The following is a 17235-nucleotide window of genomic DNA, read 5'->3' as shown; positions in this document are numbered from 1 at the left end:
AGGAGGCCGGTTCAGGTGCGTCGCCACCGCGCGATGCCCGGAGGTGCCCAGCTGACCCGTCGAGACGGCGAGGTCGAGACGGCCGGGTCGCGAGGGCCGGATTGCGCGGCCTGGTCATCAGATGCACGCACAATACCGCCCGGCGAGGGGGCTGCGACCGCTTTCTTAGGATCGGGGGCTGCGTCGCCCTGTCATGAGTCCAGCCGCCCAAGCCTCCTCGTCGGATCCGGCCGCCAGCGGGGCGTCCGCCCTGAAGGTCACCTCCTCTCCCCGGCCCGGCAGCCGGGTGGCGCTGGAGGTGGCCATCCCCGGCAGCCGCAGCCAGGCCAGCTACGAGGCGGCCGTGGAGCGGCTGAGCCGCAGCGTGAGACTGCCGGGCTTCCGCAAGGGCAAGGTTCCCCGGCCCGTGCTGCTGCAGCAGATCGGCCCGCTGCGCATCCGCGCCACCGCCCTGGAGGATCTGGTGGATGCCGCCTGCCGCGACGCGCTGGAGCTCGAGAAGGTGGCCGCCATCAGCCGGCCCGAGCTGAGCGAGGGCTTCGAGCTGGTGCTGGAGCGCTTCGAGCCCGGCAGCGACCTCACGATCACCGTGGAGCTCGACGTGGAGCCCACCCCGACGCTGAAGCAGACCAGGGGCCTCAAGGCCGAAGCCGAGGCGGTGGCCTACGACCCGGCCCGCGTGGATGAGCTGATCGAGCAGTCGCGCCGGCAGCTGGCCACCCTGGTGCCGGTGGAGGACCGCCCCGCCGCGAGCGGCGATGTGGCGGTGCTCAGTTTCCAGGGGGTCTACGTCGACACGGGCGAGGAGATCCAGGGCGGCAGCAGCGACGCCAGCGAGGTGGAGCTGGAGGAGGGCCGCATGATCCCCGGCTTCGTGGAGGGCGTGATCGGCATGGGCGTGGGCGACACGAAAACGGTGGAGTGCCAGTTCCCCGAGAACTACCCCCAGCAGGATGCCGCCGGCCGCAGCGCCCGCTTCACGATCACCCTCAAGGACCTCAAGACCCGCGAGCTGCCCCCCCTCGACGACGCCTTCGCCCAGCAGGCCAGCGACAAGCAGACCCTGGCCGAGCTGCGGGACGACCTCGAGACCCGGCTGAAGGAGGACGCCGAACGGCGCGCCCGGGCCGCCCGCCACGACGCCCTGCTGGAGGCCCTGGTGGAACAGCTGGAGGTGGAACTGCCCGAAACCCTCATCCAGCAGGAGGTGCGCAACCTGATCGAGCAGACCGCCGGCCAGATCGCCCAGCAGGGCATGGACGTGAAGAAGCTGTTCAGCCCAGATCTGGTGCGCTCGCTGATGGACACCTCCCGGCCGGAGGCGGAGCAGCGTCTGCGCCGCAGCCTCGCCCTGCAGGCCCTGGCCGCGGCCGAGGCCATCGAGGTGGCGGCCGAGGAGCTCGAGGCCAAGGTGAAGGATGTGAGCCGGGGCATCAGCCAGGAGGGACGGATCGATCCGGACCGTCTGCGCCGGGTGGTGGCCGACGACCTGCTGCGCGAGAAGCTGCTGGCCTGGCTGGAGGAGAACAGCACGATCGCCGAGAAGGCCCCCGAGCCCGAGGCCGGTACCCAGACCCCGGCCTGAGCGCCGAGCCCCATAGATTGACGATCCCAGCCCACGCGCGCGTGATCGACGCCTACCCGCTGATCCCCGAGCCCACCGCCCTGTGCCCCCACCCGGTCCACAGCCGCTGGGCAGGGGCGCCGCCTCAGGCGATCACGGGCCGGCCGATGGCCGCCCCCGGCGTGCTGCCCACCGTGGTCGAGCAGTCCGGCAAGGGCGAGCGTGCCTTCGACATCTATTCCCGCCTGCTGCGCGAGCGGATCATCTTCCTGGGCACCGGCATCGACGACGCCGTGGCCGACGCGGTGGTGGCCCAGCTCCTGTTCCTGGAGGCCGAGGACCCGGAGAAGGACATCCAGATCTACCTCAACTCCCCGGGCGGTTCGGTGACGGCCGGCCTGGCCATCTACGACACCATGCAGCAGGTGGCGCCGGATGTCGTCACCATCTGCTACGGCGTGGCCGCCTCCATGGGGGCGTTCCTGCTCTCCGGCGGCACCAGGGGCAAGCGCCTCGCCCTGCCCAACGCGCGGATCATGATCCACCAGCCGCTCGGTGGCGCCCAGGGCCAGGCCGTGGACATCGAGATCCAGGCCCGGGAGATCCTCTTCCTCAAGGACACCCTCAACGGTCTGCTGGCGGAGCACACCGGCCAGCCGCTGGAGAAGATCGCTGAAGACACCGACCGGGACTACTTCCTTTCCCCGGCCGAAGCGGTTGAATACGGCCTCATCGACCGGGTGGTGACCGACACCGGAGCCGCGGCCGCCTCCCTGGCCGCCCCGGCCTGAATCAGGACCGGTCCTTTCCTGGCCTGGTCCCGGAGGTGATCCTTAAGGACGGCTGACGAAGCCGGCGATCGGGGCAATCCTGGTCCTTGGGACTCCCGCGGAGTTCCCCTCCACTCCACCGCCCGACCCAGCGCCCCAGCCCGTCCGGGCTCACCTCTCCGGCTCCCTCACCCAATGGCCAAGTTCGACGCCCACCTGAAGTGTTCGTTCTGCGGCAAGTCGCAGGACCAGGTGCGCAAGCTGATCGCCGGGCCGGGCGTCTACATCTGCGACGAGTGCATCGATCTCTGCAACGAGATCCTCGATGAGGAGCTGGTGGATGGCCACGGCCACGGCGGCGGCGGCGGCAGCCACAGCCACGGCCGCGGCAAGCCGCCCGCCCGCAAACCCTCCAAGCCGGCCCCGACCCTGGCCCAGGTGCCCAAGCCCCAGGAGATCAAGGCCTATCTCGATCTCCAGGTGGTGGGCCAGGACGAGGCCAAGAAGGCGCTCTCGGTGGCCGTCTACAACCACTACAAGCGGCTCGCCTGGCAGGGCGACGGCAACGGCGAAGCCGCCGACACCGCCACCCGCCTGCACAAGAGCAACATCCTGCTGATCGGCCCCACCGGCTGCGGCAAGACCCTGCTGGCCCAGACCCTGGCCGAGCGCCTGGAGGTGCCCTTCGCCGTGGCCGACGCCACCACCCTCACCGAGGCGGGCTACGTGGGGGAGGACGTGGAGAACATCCTGCTGCGGCTGCTGCAGAAGGCCGATCTGGACGTGGAGCAGGCCCAGCGGGGCATCATCTACATCGACGAGATCGACAAGATCGCGCGCAAGAGCGAGAACCCCTCGATCACCCGCGACGTGTCCGGTGAGGGGGTGCAGCAGGCGCTGCTGAAGATGCTGGAGGGCACGGTGGCCAACGTGCCCCCCCAGGGCGGCCGCAAGCATCCCTACCAGGACTGCATCCAGATCGACACCAGCCAGATCCTGTTCATCTGCGGCGGTGCCTTCGTGGGCCTGGAGGACGTGGTGCAGCGGCGTCTGGGCCGCAACGCCATCGGCTTCATCAGTCCCGACGGCAGCAGCCGCCCGCGGCAGCCCCGTGAGCGGCAGGCCACCGAGGTGCTGCGCCACCTGCAGCCCGAGGATCTGGTGAAGTACGGCCTGATCCCCGAGTTCATCGGCCGCCTGCCGGTGAGTGCCGTGCTGGAGCCCCTCGACACCGAGGCGCTGCAGGCGATCCTCACCGAACCCCGGGACGCCCTGGTGAAGCAGTTCCAGACGCTGCTGAGCATGGACGACGTGGCCCTGGAGTTCGAGCCCGAGGCCATCGAGGCGATCGCCAGCGAGGCCCATCGCCGCAAGACCGGGGCCCGGGCCCTGCGCGGCATCGTCGAGGAGCTGATGCTCGACCTGATGTACGAGCTGCCCTCCCGCACGGATGTGAAGAGCTTCACGATCACCCGCGACCTGGTGGAGAAGCGCAGCCGGGCCCAGGTGGTGCCCCTGAGCGGCAGCATGGAAGCGATCCAGCAGGCCAGCGCCTGATCCTCCTTGGCCGCCGCCGACCACCTGCAGGTTCCCCGCCAGCACGGCCTCTTCAACCACCACGGCATCGACCTGGGTGACGGCACCGTGGCCCACTACCTCGAGGGCCGCGAGATCCTGCGCAGTTCCCAGGACGACTTCAGCCGCCACGAACCGGTGAGCGTGGTGGTGTATCCCAAGGGCGGCTGTTCACCCACCGGCGTGACCCTGAGGCGGGCCATGGGCCGCCTGGGGGAGCAGAACTACAACCTGCTGTTCAACAACTGCGAGCACTTCGCCCACTGGTGCAAGACCGGCCGGCACCGCAGCGGCCAGGTGGAGGGCTGGCTGCACACCGGCAGCCTCGGCGCCCTGGCGCTCGGCCAGTGGCTGCCCGCCGCGGTGCTGGCCGGAGCCCGCGCGCTGCTGCGTCAGGGGGTGCCGCTGGATGAGGGCCTCGAGCTGGTGCGGCGCAGCCTGCGGCAGCTGGAGCAGCTGCACCGCACCCTGCAGGCGCGGCTGGATGAACAGCTGGCCAGGGCGGAGTCCCGCTGGGGACAGGGCCAGTTCGAGAGCCTGCGCCGGGCCGCCCAGAGGCTCGCCGACCAGCTGGCGGAGGTGGAGGACCTGGAGGATGCCCTGGAGAGCCGGCTGCAGAGGCTGCTGGAGGGACAGAACACGCCCCACGGGCTGCTGGAGCCGGGCGGGGGTGGGGGGCCGGACGAGGCGGCGGCGGGTCTGCCCGGGCCCTCCGGCCCGCCGATGGAGCCGTGAGGTCCCGGTAGCCTCGTTGGTCTGACCCCTCGCCTCCCCGAGGCAGCCACCGCGCGCCGCTGCCCCGCATGTCCCAGGCCTACCAGCCGCTGCACCACAAGTACCGGCCCCAGCGCTTCGACCAGCTGGTGGGCCAGGAGGCGATCAGCGCCACCCTGGGCAACGCCCTGCGCACCGGGCGGATCGCGCCGGCCTATCTGTTCAGCGGCCCGCGCGGCACCGGCAAGACCTCCAGCGCCCGCATCCTGGCCCGCTCGCTCAACTGCATCGGCTCCGACGGGCCCACACTCGAGCCCTGCGGCGTCTGCGAGCTCTGCACCTCCATCGCCGCCGGCAACGCCCTCGATGTGATCGAGATCGACGCCGCCTCCAACACCGGCGTGGACAACATCCGCGAGCTGATCGAACGCTCGCGCTTCGCGCCCGTGCAGGCCCGCTGGAAGGTGTACGTGGTGGACGAGTGCCACATGCTCTCCACCGCCGCCTTCAACGCCCTGCTCAAGACCCTGGAGGAACCGCCGCCGCGGGTGGTGTTCGTGCTGGCCACCACCGACCCGCAGCGGGTGCTGCCCACGATCCTCAGCCGCTGCCAGCGCTTCGATTTCCGCCGCATTCCGCTGGAGCCCCTGGAGCGGCACCTGGCCTGGATCGCCGAACAGGAACAGATCGCGATCACCCCCGAGGCTCTGCTGGTGGTGGCCCAGCGGGCCCAGGGCGGCCTGCGCGACGCCGAAAGCCTGCTCGATCAGCTCAGCCTGCTGCCGGCGCCGATCGAAGCCGCGGCGGTGTGGGATCTGCTGGGAGCCGTGCCCGAGCAGGAGCTGCTGGAGCTGGCCCGGGCCCTGGCCGACGCTGAACCGGTGGCCGTGCTGGAAACCTCCCGCGCGCTGCTGGAGCGGGGCCGGGAGCCCGCTGCGGTGCTGCAGGGTCTGGTGAGCCTGCTGCGCGATCTGGTGCTGGCGGGGGTGGCTCCCGAACGGCTCGAACTCACCGGCGTGTCGCCCCAGCTGCGCGGGCAGCTGCCGGAGCTCGCCCGCGCCATCGGCAAGGCCCGGCTGCTGAGCTGGCAGGCCCAGCTGCGCGGCAGCGAACAGCAGCTGCGCCACAGCGTCAACCCGCGCCTCTGGCTGGAGGTGCTGCTGCTGGGACTGCTGGCCGAGACCGCAGCGGCCGGCGCCGCCGCCCCGGTCCCGACCGCAGCCCGGCCAGCTCCAGTCCAGGCCCCTGCCGCCGCTCCATCCGCGGAGGAGCCCCCGGTTCAGGCTGCAGCGGCCCGGTCCGGTGCGCCTCAACCCATTGCGAATCAGCCCGTTGCGGGTGAGTCCGTTGCCGGGGCCGGCCGCGATGGCGATGGTGCCGGGGAGACGCCGAGCCTGAGCGACCTGTGGCAGCGCATCCTGGCCGGCCTGGAGCTGCCCTCCACGCGCATGCTGCTCACCCAGCAGGCGCGGCTGGTGCGGCTGGACGAGCGCCAGGCAGTGGTTCAGGTGGCCGGCACCTGGATGGCCATGGTGCAGACCCGCCAGGCGCTGGTGGAGCAGGCGATCGCCCGGACACTGGGCAGTCCGCGCCAGCTGGTGCTCCAGGCCGGCCTGGACACCCCGCCCACCAGCGGCGCGACGCCGGCGGCCGCGCCCACCCCCGCAGCCCCTGCCGCAGCTCCCCCGCAAGCCAGCCCGGCCCGCCAGCAACCGACCGGGCAGCGACAACCGAGCGCAACGCCGCCGCCGGTGCCGCCGCCTTCACCCGCACCGCTCCCGGCCCCCACTCCCGCACCGGCCGCCACCACCACCCCCTCCCCTGCACCTGCGCCAGCACCAGCACCAGCGCCAACAGCCACGGCGCTCGATCAGCAGGCCCGCCGGCTGGCGGAATTCTTCAACGGAGAGGTGATCGATTTCGACGGCCCCCTCGATGACGCCCTGCCGCCTGTGGGCGGCGACGGGGACGGCCCGTCCCGGACGACCCCCACGGCCGCCTGAGGGCATGGCCTCAGGCGGCGGCGGGATCCTCCCCGAGGTGGAGGGTCTTGGCCCACACCAGGCGCTTGGGCAGAAGGGCCATGCGCAGGGTTGTCCAGGGGATCACCAGGAACCAGTGCCCCAGATAGAGGAGTCCCAGGGCGAGATTGAGGGGCCCGATGGCCGGCAAGGGCGGGCCCTCGCCCCGGCGCCGGCAGCCCGCCACGATCGACACCCCCGAGAGGCTGAAGGCCACGAACGAGAGGGGCCAGATGGTGGGCAGGCTGCGGGTGAGGAGGGCCCCGAGCAGATCGGCGGCGGCCACCATCGGCAGCACGTACTGCAGCAGGAAGAAGCAGCCGAGATCCAGCTTCAGGGCAGCGCTCAGACGGGGGGAGAGCAGACCGGGGGTGTAGTCGAGGAAACGCTGCAGCCCGCCTTCGGCCCAGCGCTGCCGCTGCCGCCACAGGGCCCGCAGGCTGAGCACGGCCTCCTCCCCCACCGGCGGATCCCAGACGATGGCCATCGGCTGGCCCTGCAGCAGCAGACGGGTGCTGAGGTCGAGGTCATCGGTGACGGTGGCCTCGTTGAAGCCCCCGGCAGCCAACAGGGCCTCACGCCGCAGCAACTGCCCGTTGCCGCGCAGCTCCACCACGCCGCCATGGATCTGGCGGCCCTCCTGCACCACCGCATCGAGCACCATCTCCATGGCCTGGGCCCGGGTGAGCCAGTTCGCCTCGGGATTGGCCACGGCCTTGCGCAGCTGCACGGCCCCCCAGCCTCCCGCCTCCGCCATCGGGATCAGCCGCTCCAGGGTGTCGGGCTGGAGATCGGCATCGGCGTCGAGCACGAGCATCCAGGGGGCGCGCAGCTGCTGGAGCGCCAGATTGAGGGCACCGGACTTGCCGCCGCCGGCATCCGGCTCCCGCCTCAGCACCTGCAGGAACCGGTGCCGGCGGCGCAGCTCCTCGAGCACCTGGGGCGTGCGGTCGCCGCTGCCGTCATCCACCACCCAGAGGCGCAGCTGCTGCAGGGGGTAGCGCAGGGCGGCGATGCGCTCCACCAGGCGGGCGATCACGGCCTGCTCGTCGCGGGCGGCGACCACCACATCCACGGCCGGCAGCGACTCCCCCGCCGACAGGGACGCGGCAGAGGCCGCGCCGCGCTGGGAACCGACGGCGGGCCAGGTACCGGAGAGTGCCGGCACCAGCACCGTGCGGATGCTGTAGCCCCCCAGGAAGAGCGCCATGCCGATCGCCGGCAGCAGCCGCACGCCCGGCTCGAGCCAGTGGGGGCCGAGACCGGCACAGCCGCAGATCAGCACGAGCAGGGCCGACTTGCCACGGCGGCGATCGCTGGCCGGACTGGTCATGACCGGCACGTCACTGGGCTGAGGGTCACTGGACAGGGCGTCACCGTGCCGGGAGTTGCCATGGTTGCCATGACTGCCATGAGAGGGGGCGGCGGCAGGGTCCGTGACATGGGCGTCGGCAGTCATGGCGAACCCATCATTAATGCGGACTTTAGGGGCCCTCTCCGGTGAAGCCGGCGCCCAGGGCCGTCAGGGGCAGCAGCTGGGTGCCGGGGTAGTAGTGATCGAGGATCCGCTGCAGGCCCCAGCCGCGGCGCGCGAGATCGATGGCGCCGGCCTGCGAGAGGCCGGCGCCATGGCCGAACCCCCCGCCCACGAAGCGCCAGCGCCCGGGACCCTGGGGGTCCACCAGGAACAGCGTGCTCGGCAGCTGCCTGAAGGTGCGGCGGATGGCGTCGAGCCGCAGCACCACGCGGCTGGATCCGCTGTCCCCACCGACAGGGGCCCCGGCGATCTCCAGGGCCAGCACCCGGCCGCTCGGGCCCCGTTCCAGCACGCTCACCCGCTCGGGCGTGCCGAGCTGGGGATTGCGGGACTTCAGGGCCTCATGGATCTGCGCCGCATCGAGGGTGCGGGTCCAGCGGAACCGGGGGTGGTCGGCGCCGTGGAAGCCCGGCGTGCCGAGCAGTGGAGCCACCTGGGACGGGGCCAGGGGCAGCGGGAAGCGCTCCTGCAGGGCACTGCCGGCGTCGACCCGGGGCCTGAGGTAGGGCAGCGGCACACCGCTCCACACCTCCTCGAACCCCGCCGACACGCCGCCGTTGGTGGCGTGGTACACGGCATGGATCGGCCGGCCCTGCCAGGTGAGCACCTGGTGGCGGGTGCTGTCGATGGCCTGCCGCACCGCCGCGCCCGCCGTGCGGGGGTCGGCATACACCTGGCACTGAACGTCAGCGCAGAGGTGGTAGCCGTCCACCGCGAAGCGCTGCAGGTTGCTCAGGGCCCAGGTGCGGGCCAGCACCGCCTGGGCCGCCAGGGCGACCGGCGGCGAACCGGCACCGATCTCGTGGGGCACCACACCCTGGAGATAGCGCTCCAGGGGCACGGCCTCCACAAGACTCCAGCCGCCATGGGCGTCGGGCAGGAGCCGGAACGGCCCGGCAAAGACACCGCCCTGCCAGCGCAGGCCGCCGGGGGCCTCCAGCGTCATCCCTGAGCTGAGCGTCACGGGCCCGGCCTCCCGGCGGAGCTCCAGCACCGCCCGCCGCTCGATCAGCTGCTCCACCTGCCGGGCCGGACCGAGGTCGGGCGGAACGGGGGCATCGGCCGCCGCCCACACCTCCCAGTCGCGGGGGTAGCCGATCACGGGCGCCGCGCCGGCCTGGCGCCAGCGGGCGGCCGCCTCGGCGGCACTCTCGTAGCTGGCGAAGGGACCCAGCACCTGGCGGCTGATGCGCACGGGAGGCTGCACCGGCTCCTCGCGCCAGTGCAGCACGAGGCTCGGCGACTGGTAGCGGGCGCCGTCCGGGGCCACGAGGGTGAGCAGCCCCTGGGCACTGCGCAGTTCGACCGGCTGGGTGGCGCGCAGTCGGGAGGCGAGGGCCACCCACAGCACCGGATTGGCGGCATCCAGCGCCGGCGGGGCAGGCACCGGCCAGTGCAGGGCGGCCGTCTCCGCCTGCGGCGGCAGCGACGCGGCCCGGCAGCCTCCGGCCAGCAGCAGCGGCAGTCCCAGGAGCACGGGCGAGAGGCGCTCGGGGATGGCGAATGCGGCGGGTCGCGGCCTGGGCATGGCGGAGGGCGAAGCGGAGGAGCGGGGGGGGAAGCGCCCCAATCCTGAGGCAGGCGAGAGCGGAGAGCGGCTGGACGGGGTCGAGGGTGACGTCGGGTGACGTCGTAGGCTTTTCGTTTGTGCCAGCGTCAGGAGAGATGCCGAAGCTCAAGACCCGCCGGGCTGCCGCCAAGCGGTTCAAGGTCACCGGCAGCGGCAAGTTCACCCGCCGCCACGCCTTCCGCAATCACCTGCTCGATCACAAGAGCGCCAAGCGCAAGCGCTATCTGGGAACGATGGCCGTCGTCGACGAGCGGGATGCCGACAACGTGAGCGCCATGCTCCCCTACGCCTGAGTTCCCTCCCTTTCCCATCACCTGATTCCCTGCCATGGCCCGCGTCAAGAGGGGCAACGTTGCCCGCAAGCGTCGTCAGAAGATCCTGCGTCTCGCCCGGGGTTTCCGCGGCGGCAACGGCAGCCTCTTCCGCACCGCCAACCAGCGGGTGATGAAGGCGCTCTGCAACGCCTACCGCGACCGGCGCCGCCGCAAGCGTGACTTCCGCCGCCTCTGGATCGCCCGGATCAACGCCGCCGCCCGCATCAACGGCCTCAGCTACAGCCGGCTGATGGGCGGCCTGAAGAAGGCCGACGTGCGCCTCAACCGCAAGATGCTGGCCCAGCTGGCCGTGGTCGACCCCGGCAGCTTCAGCACCGTGGCCGGCGCCGCCAAGAGCTGACGGCTGCCGACAACCCATCTCAGATCGCCGGCCGGTCCTTGGACACTCTCCTTCCCCAGGCCTACCTGATCGGCCTCGTTCTCCTGCTGGGCGTGGCGGCAGTGCTGGTCGGCCGCCAGATCTGGCGCGTGCGCCGCGATGAGGTCACGCTCTCGCGCCTGGAGCGTGGCGGCGACGGCAGCGGCGGGAGCGACGACGCTGCCAGCCTGTACCAGCTCGCTTCCGTGCAACTGCGCAAGCGGCTCTACGGCCAGGCCGCGGACAACCTGAAACTGGCCCTCAAACAGGCGCAGGCCGGCCAGGACCCCGCCGAAGCCCTGGCCCTGATCGAGAACGCCCTGGGCTTCGCCCTGGCGGCCCAGAACAATTACAAGGCTGCCATCCGCCACTACCGCTCCGCCCTGGAGGCCAAGCCGGATTACCCGGTGGCCCTCAACAACCTGGCTTACGCCCTCGAGAAGCAGATCAACCTCGAGGAAGCCCGGCAGACTTACCTCAGAGTGCTGGAACTGGACAGCGGCAACAGGACCGCCCGCAAGCGACTGCAGCGCCTGGAACGCACCCTCGGCACCCCGGCGGCACCCGCCTCAGGGGCCAACTAGGCAAACGCATCAACAGGTTCGCCGGGATGATCCGTGCGATCACCGCTTGCTCCAGCTCACCAGAGGCCGCCTCACCAGAGGCCGCGCACCGGGGCCGCCGGAGCCAGGGCAGGCATCCCCGGCTGCGCACGCTCCACGGGCTGGAGGTCCAGGCGCCCGCCGGGATTGGTGAGCCGTGCTGCCTGCCATCCGGACAGGGACAGACCCTGCAGTCCGGTGAACACCCCGCCCGGTTCCAGCCCGGCGGCGCTCTGCCGGTTGAGCAGCAGCAGATCCAGCTGGTCGCTGCGGGCATTGAGGTTGCCCTGCACCGCGGTCACCAGCTCCCCGATCCGCATCTCACCGCGCAGATCGACCATCTGGCCGATCGATCGGGTGGCCGTGAGCCGCAGCTGCACGGGCTGGCTCTGGGCCGCTCCGAAGGCCTGGTAGGTGCCGACCCAGAGCGGTGGCAGATCCCGGGCCAGCAGCTGGGCCCGGGCCACCGGATCGAAGGTCTCCACCGACTCCGGCAGCGGCATGGCGGCGCCGGGAGCAGCGGCCCCCGGCGGCGTGAACGGCAGGAAGCCCCCGAAGGCATCGGAGCCGAGGGGCACCTGGGCTGCAACCCTGCCGGCACAGACGAGAGCCGCGGCGCCCAGGGGCGGCAGCACCGCCAGCAGCCGACGGGCAACGGCGGCGGGGGACGCAACGGTGGGCACGGGAATGGCCGGTCAGGGAATCTGGTAGGAGGCTAGAGCCCGTCCGCAACCCATCGCCCCCGTCAGCGTGGTCCCGTCCTTCACCAGCGCCGGCTCCCCCGCCGGTGCGGCCGATGAGCTGGTCATCGGCGGCCGCCGCTTCCGCAGCCGCCTGATGACCGGCACCGGCAAGTACCCCAGCATCGAGGCCATGCAGGCCAGCCTGGCTGCCAGCGCCTGCGACATCGTCACGGTGGCGGTGCGGCGGGTGCAGAGCGGAGCCGACGGTCACATCGGGCTGATGGAGGCGATCGACTGGTCGCGGATCTGGATGCTGCCCAACACCGCCGGCTGCGCCACCGCCGAGGAGGCCGTGCGGGTGGCGCGGCTGGGCCGGGAGCTGGCCAGGCTGGCGGGCCAGGAGGACAACACGTTCATCAAGCTGGAGGTGATCCCGGACACCCGGCACCTGCTGCCCGATCCGATCGGCACCCTGGAGGCGGCCGAGCAGCTGGTGAAGGAGGGCTTCACCGTGCTGCCCTACATCAACGCCGACCCCCTGCTGGCCAAGCGCCTCGAGGAGGCCGGCTGCGCCACGGTGATGCCCCTGGGCTCGCCGATCGGCTCGGGCCAGGGCATCCGCAACGCCGCCAACATCGCCCTGATCATCGAGAACGCGGGGGTGCCGGTGGTGGTGGACGCCGGGCTGGGCGTGCCCAGCGAGGCCGCCCAGGCGATGGAGATGGGCGCCGACGCCCTGCTGATCAACAGCGCCATCGCCCTGGCCGGCGATCCCCCCGCCATGGCCCGGGCGATGGCGCTGGCCACCGAGGCCGGCCGGGCCGCCTTCCGGGCCGGGCGGCTGCCGGTGCGGGGCGAAGCGAGCCCCAGCTCACCCACGAGCCACCGCGTGGGCAGCTGACGGCACCACAGCGGCAGGACCTGCCGGTGTCGATGCCCTCCCGGCCTGCATGAACCGGGTCTCCATGAAGAAGCGTGCCTGCACCCAGGCACCGGCACCGATCCTCCATAGGGTGAGCGGAAGTACTCAGCCCGCGGCATGCAGGTCACCGAAGAAGACGGCGGCAAACTCAACGCCTTCGCCCGTGAGCCCCGGATGGTGGTGATGGAGGAGGGGGAGACCCGCTCCGCCGGCAACCGCGGCCTGCTCATCGCCGGGGCCGTGCTGGTGCCGCTGCTGGTGGTCCTCGCAGCGGGGATCAGCCACTAGGAGCCGCCCAGAGTCCGTAGTAGCTTGCGCGTCGCAGTCCTGGGCTGGCCTGCCCCCGCGCCGGTGCCCACGGGTCTCCGAAGGCGTCCGGATACCCGTCCGGAGCGTCCCATAGGAGGATGATCCGCAGTGCAGGATGGTCAGACCTGGGTTTCGGCAATGAAGATCTTCGTTCTCGGTGGCGACGGTTTCTGCGGCTGGCCCTGTGCCGTCAACCTGGCCGACGCCGGCCATGACGTGCTGATCGCCGACAACCTCAGCCGGCGCAAGATCGACATCGACCTGGAGGTCGAGTCGCTCACCCCGATCGCCAGCGTCAGCGAGCGGCTGCGGGCCTGGGAGCAGGTGGGCGGCAAACCGATGCGCTTCGAGCAGCTCGACATCGCCCGGGAGTACGAGCGGCTGCTGGAACTGCTGCGCAGCGAGCGGCCCGATGCGGTGGTGCACTTCGCCGAGCAGCGCGCCGCTCCCTACTCGATGAAGAGCAGCGCCACCAAGCGCTACACGGTCGACAACAACGTCAACGGCACCCACAACCTGCTGGCGGCGATCGTGGAGAGCGGCCTGGATGTGCACATCGTGCACCTGGGCACGATGGGGGTCTACGGCTACGGCTCCCACCGCGGCGCCACCATCCCCGAGGGCTATCTCACGGTGGAGGTGCCCCAGCCCGACGGCAGCCGCTTCACCGAGAAGATCCTGCATCCGGCCGATCCCGGCAGCGTCTATCACATGACCAAGACGCTCGATCAGCTGCTCTTTTATTACTACAACAAGAACGACGGCATCCGCGTCACCGACCTGCACCAGGGCATCGTCTGGGGCACCAACACTGCCCTCACCGAAAGGGATCCCCGGCTCACCAACCGCTTCGACTACGACGGTGACTACGGCACCGTGCTCAACCGCTTCCTGATGCAGGCGGCGATCGGCTACCCGCTCACCGTGCACGGCACCGGCGGCCAGACCCGCGCCTTCATCCACATCCGCGACTCGGTGAAGTGCGTGCAGCTGGCCCTGGAGCACCCGCCGACCGCCGGCGAGAAGGTGAAGATCTTCAATCAGATGACCGAGAGCCACCAGGTGGGCGAACTGGCCCGCAAGGTGGCCGACCTGACCGGCGCCGCGATCAACTATCTGCCCAATCCCCGCAAGGAGGCGATCGAGAACGACCTGATCGTCGACAACCGCTGCTTCATCGAACTGGGCCTCAAGCCCACCACCCTCGATGACGGCCTGATGGCGGAGGTGGTGGATGTGGCCCGCCGCTGGGCCGACCGCTGCGACCGCAGCCGCATCCCCTGCCAGTCGGCCTGGACCAGCAAGCAGGCCCAGGCCATCCAGGCCGTTCCGACCGTCTGACCGCCGCCATCACGGGCCCCCATCCCTTGAAGATCGCCTTCTTCACCGAAACCTTCCTGCCCAAGGTGGACGGGATCGTCACCCGCCTCACCAAGACCGTGCAGCACCTGGTGGCCGCCGGCGATGAGGTGCTGATCTTCTGCCCCGAAGGCGCACCGGCCTCCTACATGGGTGCCCGGGTGGTGGGGGTGCCGGCGATGCCGCTGCCCCTCTATCCCGAGCTGAAGCTGGCCCTGCCGCGGCCGGCGGTGTCGGAGGCGCTCGAGGACTTCGACCCCCATCTGGTGCATGTCGTGAATCCGGCCGTGCTCGGGCTCGGCGGCATCTGGCTGGCCAGGACCAAGGGCTATCCCCTGGTGGCCAGCTACCACACCCATCTGCCCAAGTACCTGGAGCACTACGGCATGGGCATGCTCGAGCCCCTGCTCTGGGAGCTGCTCAAGGCCGCCCACAACCAGGCCCGCCTCAACCTCTGCACCTCCACCGCCATGGTGCAGGAGCTGAGCGAGAAGGGGATCCAGCACACCGACCTCTGGCAGCGGGGGGTGGACACGGAGCTGTTCCGGCCGGCCCTGCGCAGCGACGCCATGCGCCGCAGGCTGCTCGGCGACCACAGCGACACCGGCAAGCTGCTGCTCTACATCGGGCGCCTCTCGGCCGAGAAGCAGATCGAGCGCATCCGGCCCGTGCTGGAGGCCATGCCCGATGCCCGCCTGGCCCTGGTGGGCGACGGCCCCCACCGCCAGCAGCTGGAGGCCCACTTCAGCGGCCTTCCGGCCACCTTCGTGGGCTACCTGGCGGGTGAGGAGCTGGCCTCGGCCTATGCCAGCGGCGATGCCTTCGTGTTCCCCTCCAGCACCGAGACCCTGGGCCTGGTGCTGCTGGAGGCGATGGCGGCCGGCTGCCCGGTGGTGGGCGCCAACCGCGGCGGCATCCCCGACATCGTCACCGACGGCGTGAACGGCTGCCTCTACGAGCCCGATGGACCCGACGGCGGCGCCGCCAGCCTCTCCGCGGCCGTGGAGCGGCTCCTGGGCAACCCCGCCGAGCGCCAGGCCCTGCGGCAGGCCGCCCGGGCGGAAGCGGAGCGCTGGGGCTGGGCCGGTGCCACCGACCAGCTGCGCGATTACTACGGCCGGCTGCTGGCGGGCGAAGGGCTCAGGCTGGTGGCCTGAGTCAGCTCCTCGGCCGGGAACCCTCGGTCCTGCCCGCCTGAAACCAGGTGGCGAAGACGGCCTGGGCCATGGGTGCCGCCACGGTGCCGCCGAAGCCGCCGGTGTTCTCCCCGAAGGCCACCACCACCAGATCCGCGTTCTCGGCCGGCGCGTAGCCCCCGAACCAGGCGTGCACGGGCCTGGGAGGATCCTCGGCGGTGCCGGTCTTGCCCGCTGCCGGAGGCAGTCCGGGCTGATTCAGGACCCGGGCCGTGCCCTGCTGCACCGCCAGGCGCAGGCCCTGACGCAGGGTGCGGATGGAATCCGGCTGGAAGCCGATCCACACCCGCTGCGGTTTCCGCTCCACCAGGTGGGGGGTGACCAGCCAGCCCCCGTTGGCCACGGCGGCATACATGCGCGCCATCTGCAGCGGCGTCACCAGCACGGCCCCCTGGCCGATGGAGGCGGTGATCGTGTCCACGTCGGTCCAGGGCTCCCCCAGCACCTCCTTCTTCCAGGCCTTGTCGCCCAGCAGGCCCTCGCTCTCCTCTGCGCCCAGCTCCACGCCGGTGCGCGCCCCGAAGCCCAGCTTCCGGGCCGTCTTGAAGATCGGATCGGCGCCGATGTTGATGCCGGCCCGGTAATAGAAGCTGTTGCTGCTCAGGGCCAGGGCCATCGGGAAGCCAAGCTGGCCCATGCTCACGTGGTCGCGGTAGCAGAGGCCGGCGCGGCAGTAGGAGGCGGTGGTGAGTTCGGTGGAGGTGGGACCGTAACGGTCGGATTCGAGGGCGGCGAGGCTGGTGACGATCTTGAAGGTGCTGGCGGGCGGAAAGCCCTGGAGCGCACGGTTGAGCAGGGGGGCCTCCGGGCTGTTGAGCGCCGCCCACTGGCTGATGCTCGGGGCCGGGGAGAAGATGTTGGGATCGAAGGCCGGCCGGCTGGCCATCGCCCGGATGGCGCCGGTGTTCGGATCCATGGCCACGATCGCCCCCCTGGCCACGCCGTCGAGGGCCTTCTCGGCCGCCTGCTGCAGCGGCAGATCGAGGGTGAGGCGCAGATCCTTGCCGGCCCTGGCCGGCTTCTCGCCCAGCACCCGCTGCACCTGTCCGGCGGCGTTCACCTCCACCTGCTGGCCGCCCCACTCGCCGCGCAAGTGGGTCTCGTACACCTTCTCCAGGCCGCTGCGGCCGACGCGGTCGCGGATGCGGTAGCCCTGATCGCGCAGGCGCGCGTATTCCTCCTCGGTGATGCCACTGGTATAGCCCAGGGCATGGGCCCCGAGGCGGCCATGGGGGTAGCTGCGCAGCACATCCACGTCCACCTCGGCGCCCGGCAGGCTGCTGGACTGCTCGCGAAAGCGCAGCACCTGATCCGGCCGCAGGCCCTCGGCCAGCTGGATGCGGAAGCCCTCGCTGTTGGCTCCGGCACGGCGCTGGCCATCCAGCTGGTCCGGCGGCAGACCGAGCAGGGCCGACAGGCGGTCGCGCAGGGCCGGCCAGGCCTCGTCGCTCACCTCGCCGGGCTGCACGTAGAGGTTGTAGGTGAGTCGGCTGGTCGCCAGCACCCGGCCCTGGCGATCCAGCAGCCGGCCGCGGATGGGGTTGCGCGGCATCAGGCGGATGCGGTTCTCGTCGGCCCGCTGGCGGTTCTCGGCCCCGTGCAGGAGCTGCAGCCAGGCCAGGCGCGTCACCATGGCGCCGCTGAGCAGCAGCACCACCGCCAGCAGCCACACCGGCTGGCGACCCATGCCGCTGTGGCGCACCCCGGGAGCGAACGCCAT

The 17235-nt window shown here is 71.4% G+C and carries 16 protein-coding genes; 12 read left to right on the top strand and 4 right to left on the bottom strand.

Annotated features, from left to right (window positions below; all coding sequences use genetic code 11):
* The first annotated feature begins 193 nt into the window (after window positions 1–193).
* From tig to KBY90_RS04650, 5 genes are all read left to right on the top strand, one after another.
* Window positions 194–1585: a trigger factor gene (gene tig, locus KBY90_RS04670; RefSeq protein ID WP_254967306.1), complete on the top strand. Its 1392-nt coding sequence runs from the start codon at window positions 194–196 to the stop codon at window positions 1583–1585.
* Between the two features lie 146 nt (window positions 1586–1731).
* Complete coding sequence (gene clpP / locus KBY90_RS04665; RefSeq protein WP_254967376.1) at window positions 1732–2355, top strand: ATP-dependent Clp endopeptidase proteolytic subunit ClpP; 624 nt, start codon at window positions 1732–1734, stop codon at window positions 2353–2355.
* 174 nt (window positions 2356–2529) lie between these two features.
* Entirely contained in the window at window positions 2530–3891 is a 1362-nt protein-coding gene (gene clpX / locus KBY90_RS04660; RefSeq protein WP_254967305.1) for an ATP-dependent protease ATP-binding subunit ClpX, read from the top strand.
* Between the two features lie 6 nt (window positions 3892–3897).
* Window positions 3898–4644: a lecithin retinol acyltransferase family protein gene (locus KBY90_RS04655; protein ID WP_254967304.1), complete on the top strand. Its 747-nt coding sequence runs from the start codon at window positions 3898–3900 to the stop codon at window positions 4642–4644.
* Between the two features lie 68 nt (window positions 4645–4712).
* On the top strand, window positions 4713–6626 hold the full coding sequence (locus tag KBY90_RS04650) for a DNA polymerase III subunit gamma/tau (RefSeq protein ID WP_254967303.1): 1914 nt from the start codon (window positions 4713–4715) through the stop codon (window positions 6624–6626).
* A gap of 10 nt (window positions 6627–6636) precedes the next feature.
* Here the strand turns inward: KBY90_RS04650 and KBY90_RS04645 are convergent, their stop codons facing one another.
* Both KBY90_RS04645 and KBY90_RS04640 read right to left on the bottom strand, forming a co-directional pair.
* On the bottom strand, window positions 6637–7977 hold the full coding sequence (locus KBY90_RS04645; RefSeq protein WP_254967302.1) for a glycosyltransferase family 2 protein: 1341 nt from the start codon (window positions 7975–7977) through the stop codon (window positions 6637–6639).
* 151 nt (window positions 7978–8128) lie between these two features.
* On the bottom strand, window positions 8129–9709 hold the full coding sequence (locus KBY90_RS04640) for a SpoIID/LytB domain-containing protein (RefSeq protein ID WP_254967301.1): 1581 nt from the start codon (window positions 9707–9709) through the stop codon (window positions 8129–8131).
* Window positions 9710–9846: 137 nt separating this feature from the next.
* On the opposite strand from KBY90_RS04640, the gene rpmI reads away from it, so the two are divergent.
* The 3 genes from rpmI to KBY90_RS04625 are packed head-to-tail and all read left to right on the top strand — an operon-like array spanning window position 9847 to window position 11028.
* Window positions 9847–10044, top strand: a complete 198-nt coding sequence (rpmI, locus tag KBY90_RS04635) for a 50S ribosomal protein L35 (protein WP_254967300.1) — start codon at window positions 9847–9849, stop codon at window positions 10042–10044.
* A gap of 34 nt (window positions 10045–10078) precedes the next feature.
* A complete protein-coding gene (gene rplT / locus KBY90_RS04630) occupies window positions 10079–10426 on the top strand; it encodes a 50S ribosomal protein L20 (protein ID WP_254967299.1) in 348 nt (115 codons plus the stop codon).
* 38 nt (window positions 10427–10464) lie between these two features.
* A complete protein-coding gene (locus KBY90_RS04625; RefSeq protein WP_254967298.1) occupies window positions 10465–11028 on the top strand; it encodes a tetratricopeptide repeat protein in 564 nt (187 codons plus the stop codon).
* 71 nt (window positions 11029–11099) lie between these two features.
* Here KBY90_RS04625 and KBY90_RS04620 read toward each other — a convergent pair whose 3' ends face one another.
* Window positions 11100–11729: a hypothetical protein gene (locus KBY90_RS04620; protein WP_254967297.1), complete on the bottom strand. Its 630-nt coding sequence runs from the start codon at window positions 11727–11729 to the stop codon at window positions 11100–11102.
* A 67-nt stretch (window positions 11730–11796) separates the two neighbouring features.
* Between KBY90_RS04620 and KBY90_RS04615 the strand changes: the two genes are divergently transcribed.
* From KBY90_RS04615 to KBY90_RS04600, 4 genes are all read left to right on the top strand, one after another.
* Window positions 11797–12630: a thiazole synthase gene (locus tag KBY90_RS04615; RefSeq protein ID WP_315858707.1), complete on the top strand. Its 834-nt coding sequence runs from the start codon at window positions 11797–11799 to the stop codon at window positions 12628–12630.
* A gap of 138 nt (window positions 12631–12768) precedes the next feature.
* On the top strand, window positions 12769–12939 hold the full coding sequence (gene psb34 / locus KBY90_RS04610) for a photosystem II assembly protein Psb34 (protein ID WP_254967296.1): 171 nt from the start codon (window positions 12769–12771) through the stop codon (window positions 12937–12939).
* Between the two features lie 159 nt (window positions 12940–13098).
* Window positions 13099–14301 carry an NAD-dependent epimerase/dehydratase family protein gene (locus KBY90_RS04605; protein ID WP_254967295.1) on the top strand — a complete coding sequence of 401 codons (1203 nt, stop codon included), beginning with the start codon at window positions 13099–13101 and terminating at the stop codon, window positions 14299–14301.
* A gap of 26 nt (window positions 14302–14327) precedes the next feature.
* Window positions 14328–15476 carry a glycosyltransferase family 1 protein gene (locus tag KBY90_RS04600; RefSeq protein ID WP_254967294.1) on the top strand — a complete coding sequence of 383 codons (1149 nt, stop codon included), beginning with the start codon at window positions 14328–14330 and terminating at the stop codon, window positions 15474–15476.
* A 1-nt stretch (window position 15477) separates the two neighbouring features.
* On the opposite strand, the gene mrdA is transcribed toward KBY90_RS04600, so the two are convergent.
* Window positions 15478–17235, bottom strand: coding sequence for a penicillin-binding protein 2 (mrdA, locus tag KBY90_RS04595; protein WP_254967293.1), 1758 nt, complete (start codon window positions 17233–17235; stop codon window positions 15478–15480).

The organism is Cyanobium sp. CH-040 (assembly GCF_024346135.1).
In the GTDB taxonomy this organism is placed as follows: domain Bacteria; phylum Cyanobacteriota; class Cyanobacteriia; order PCC-6307; family Cyanobiaceae; genus NIES-981.
Note: the sequence above shows the minus strand (reverse complement) of the source record. Positions and strands in the feature narration are given on the sequence as shown.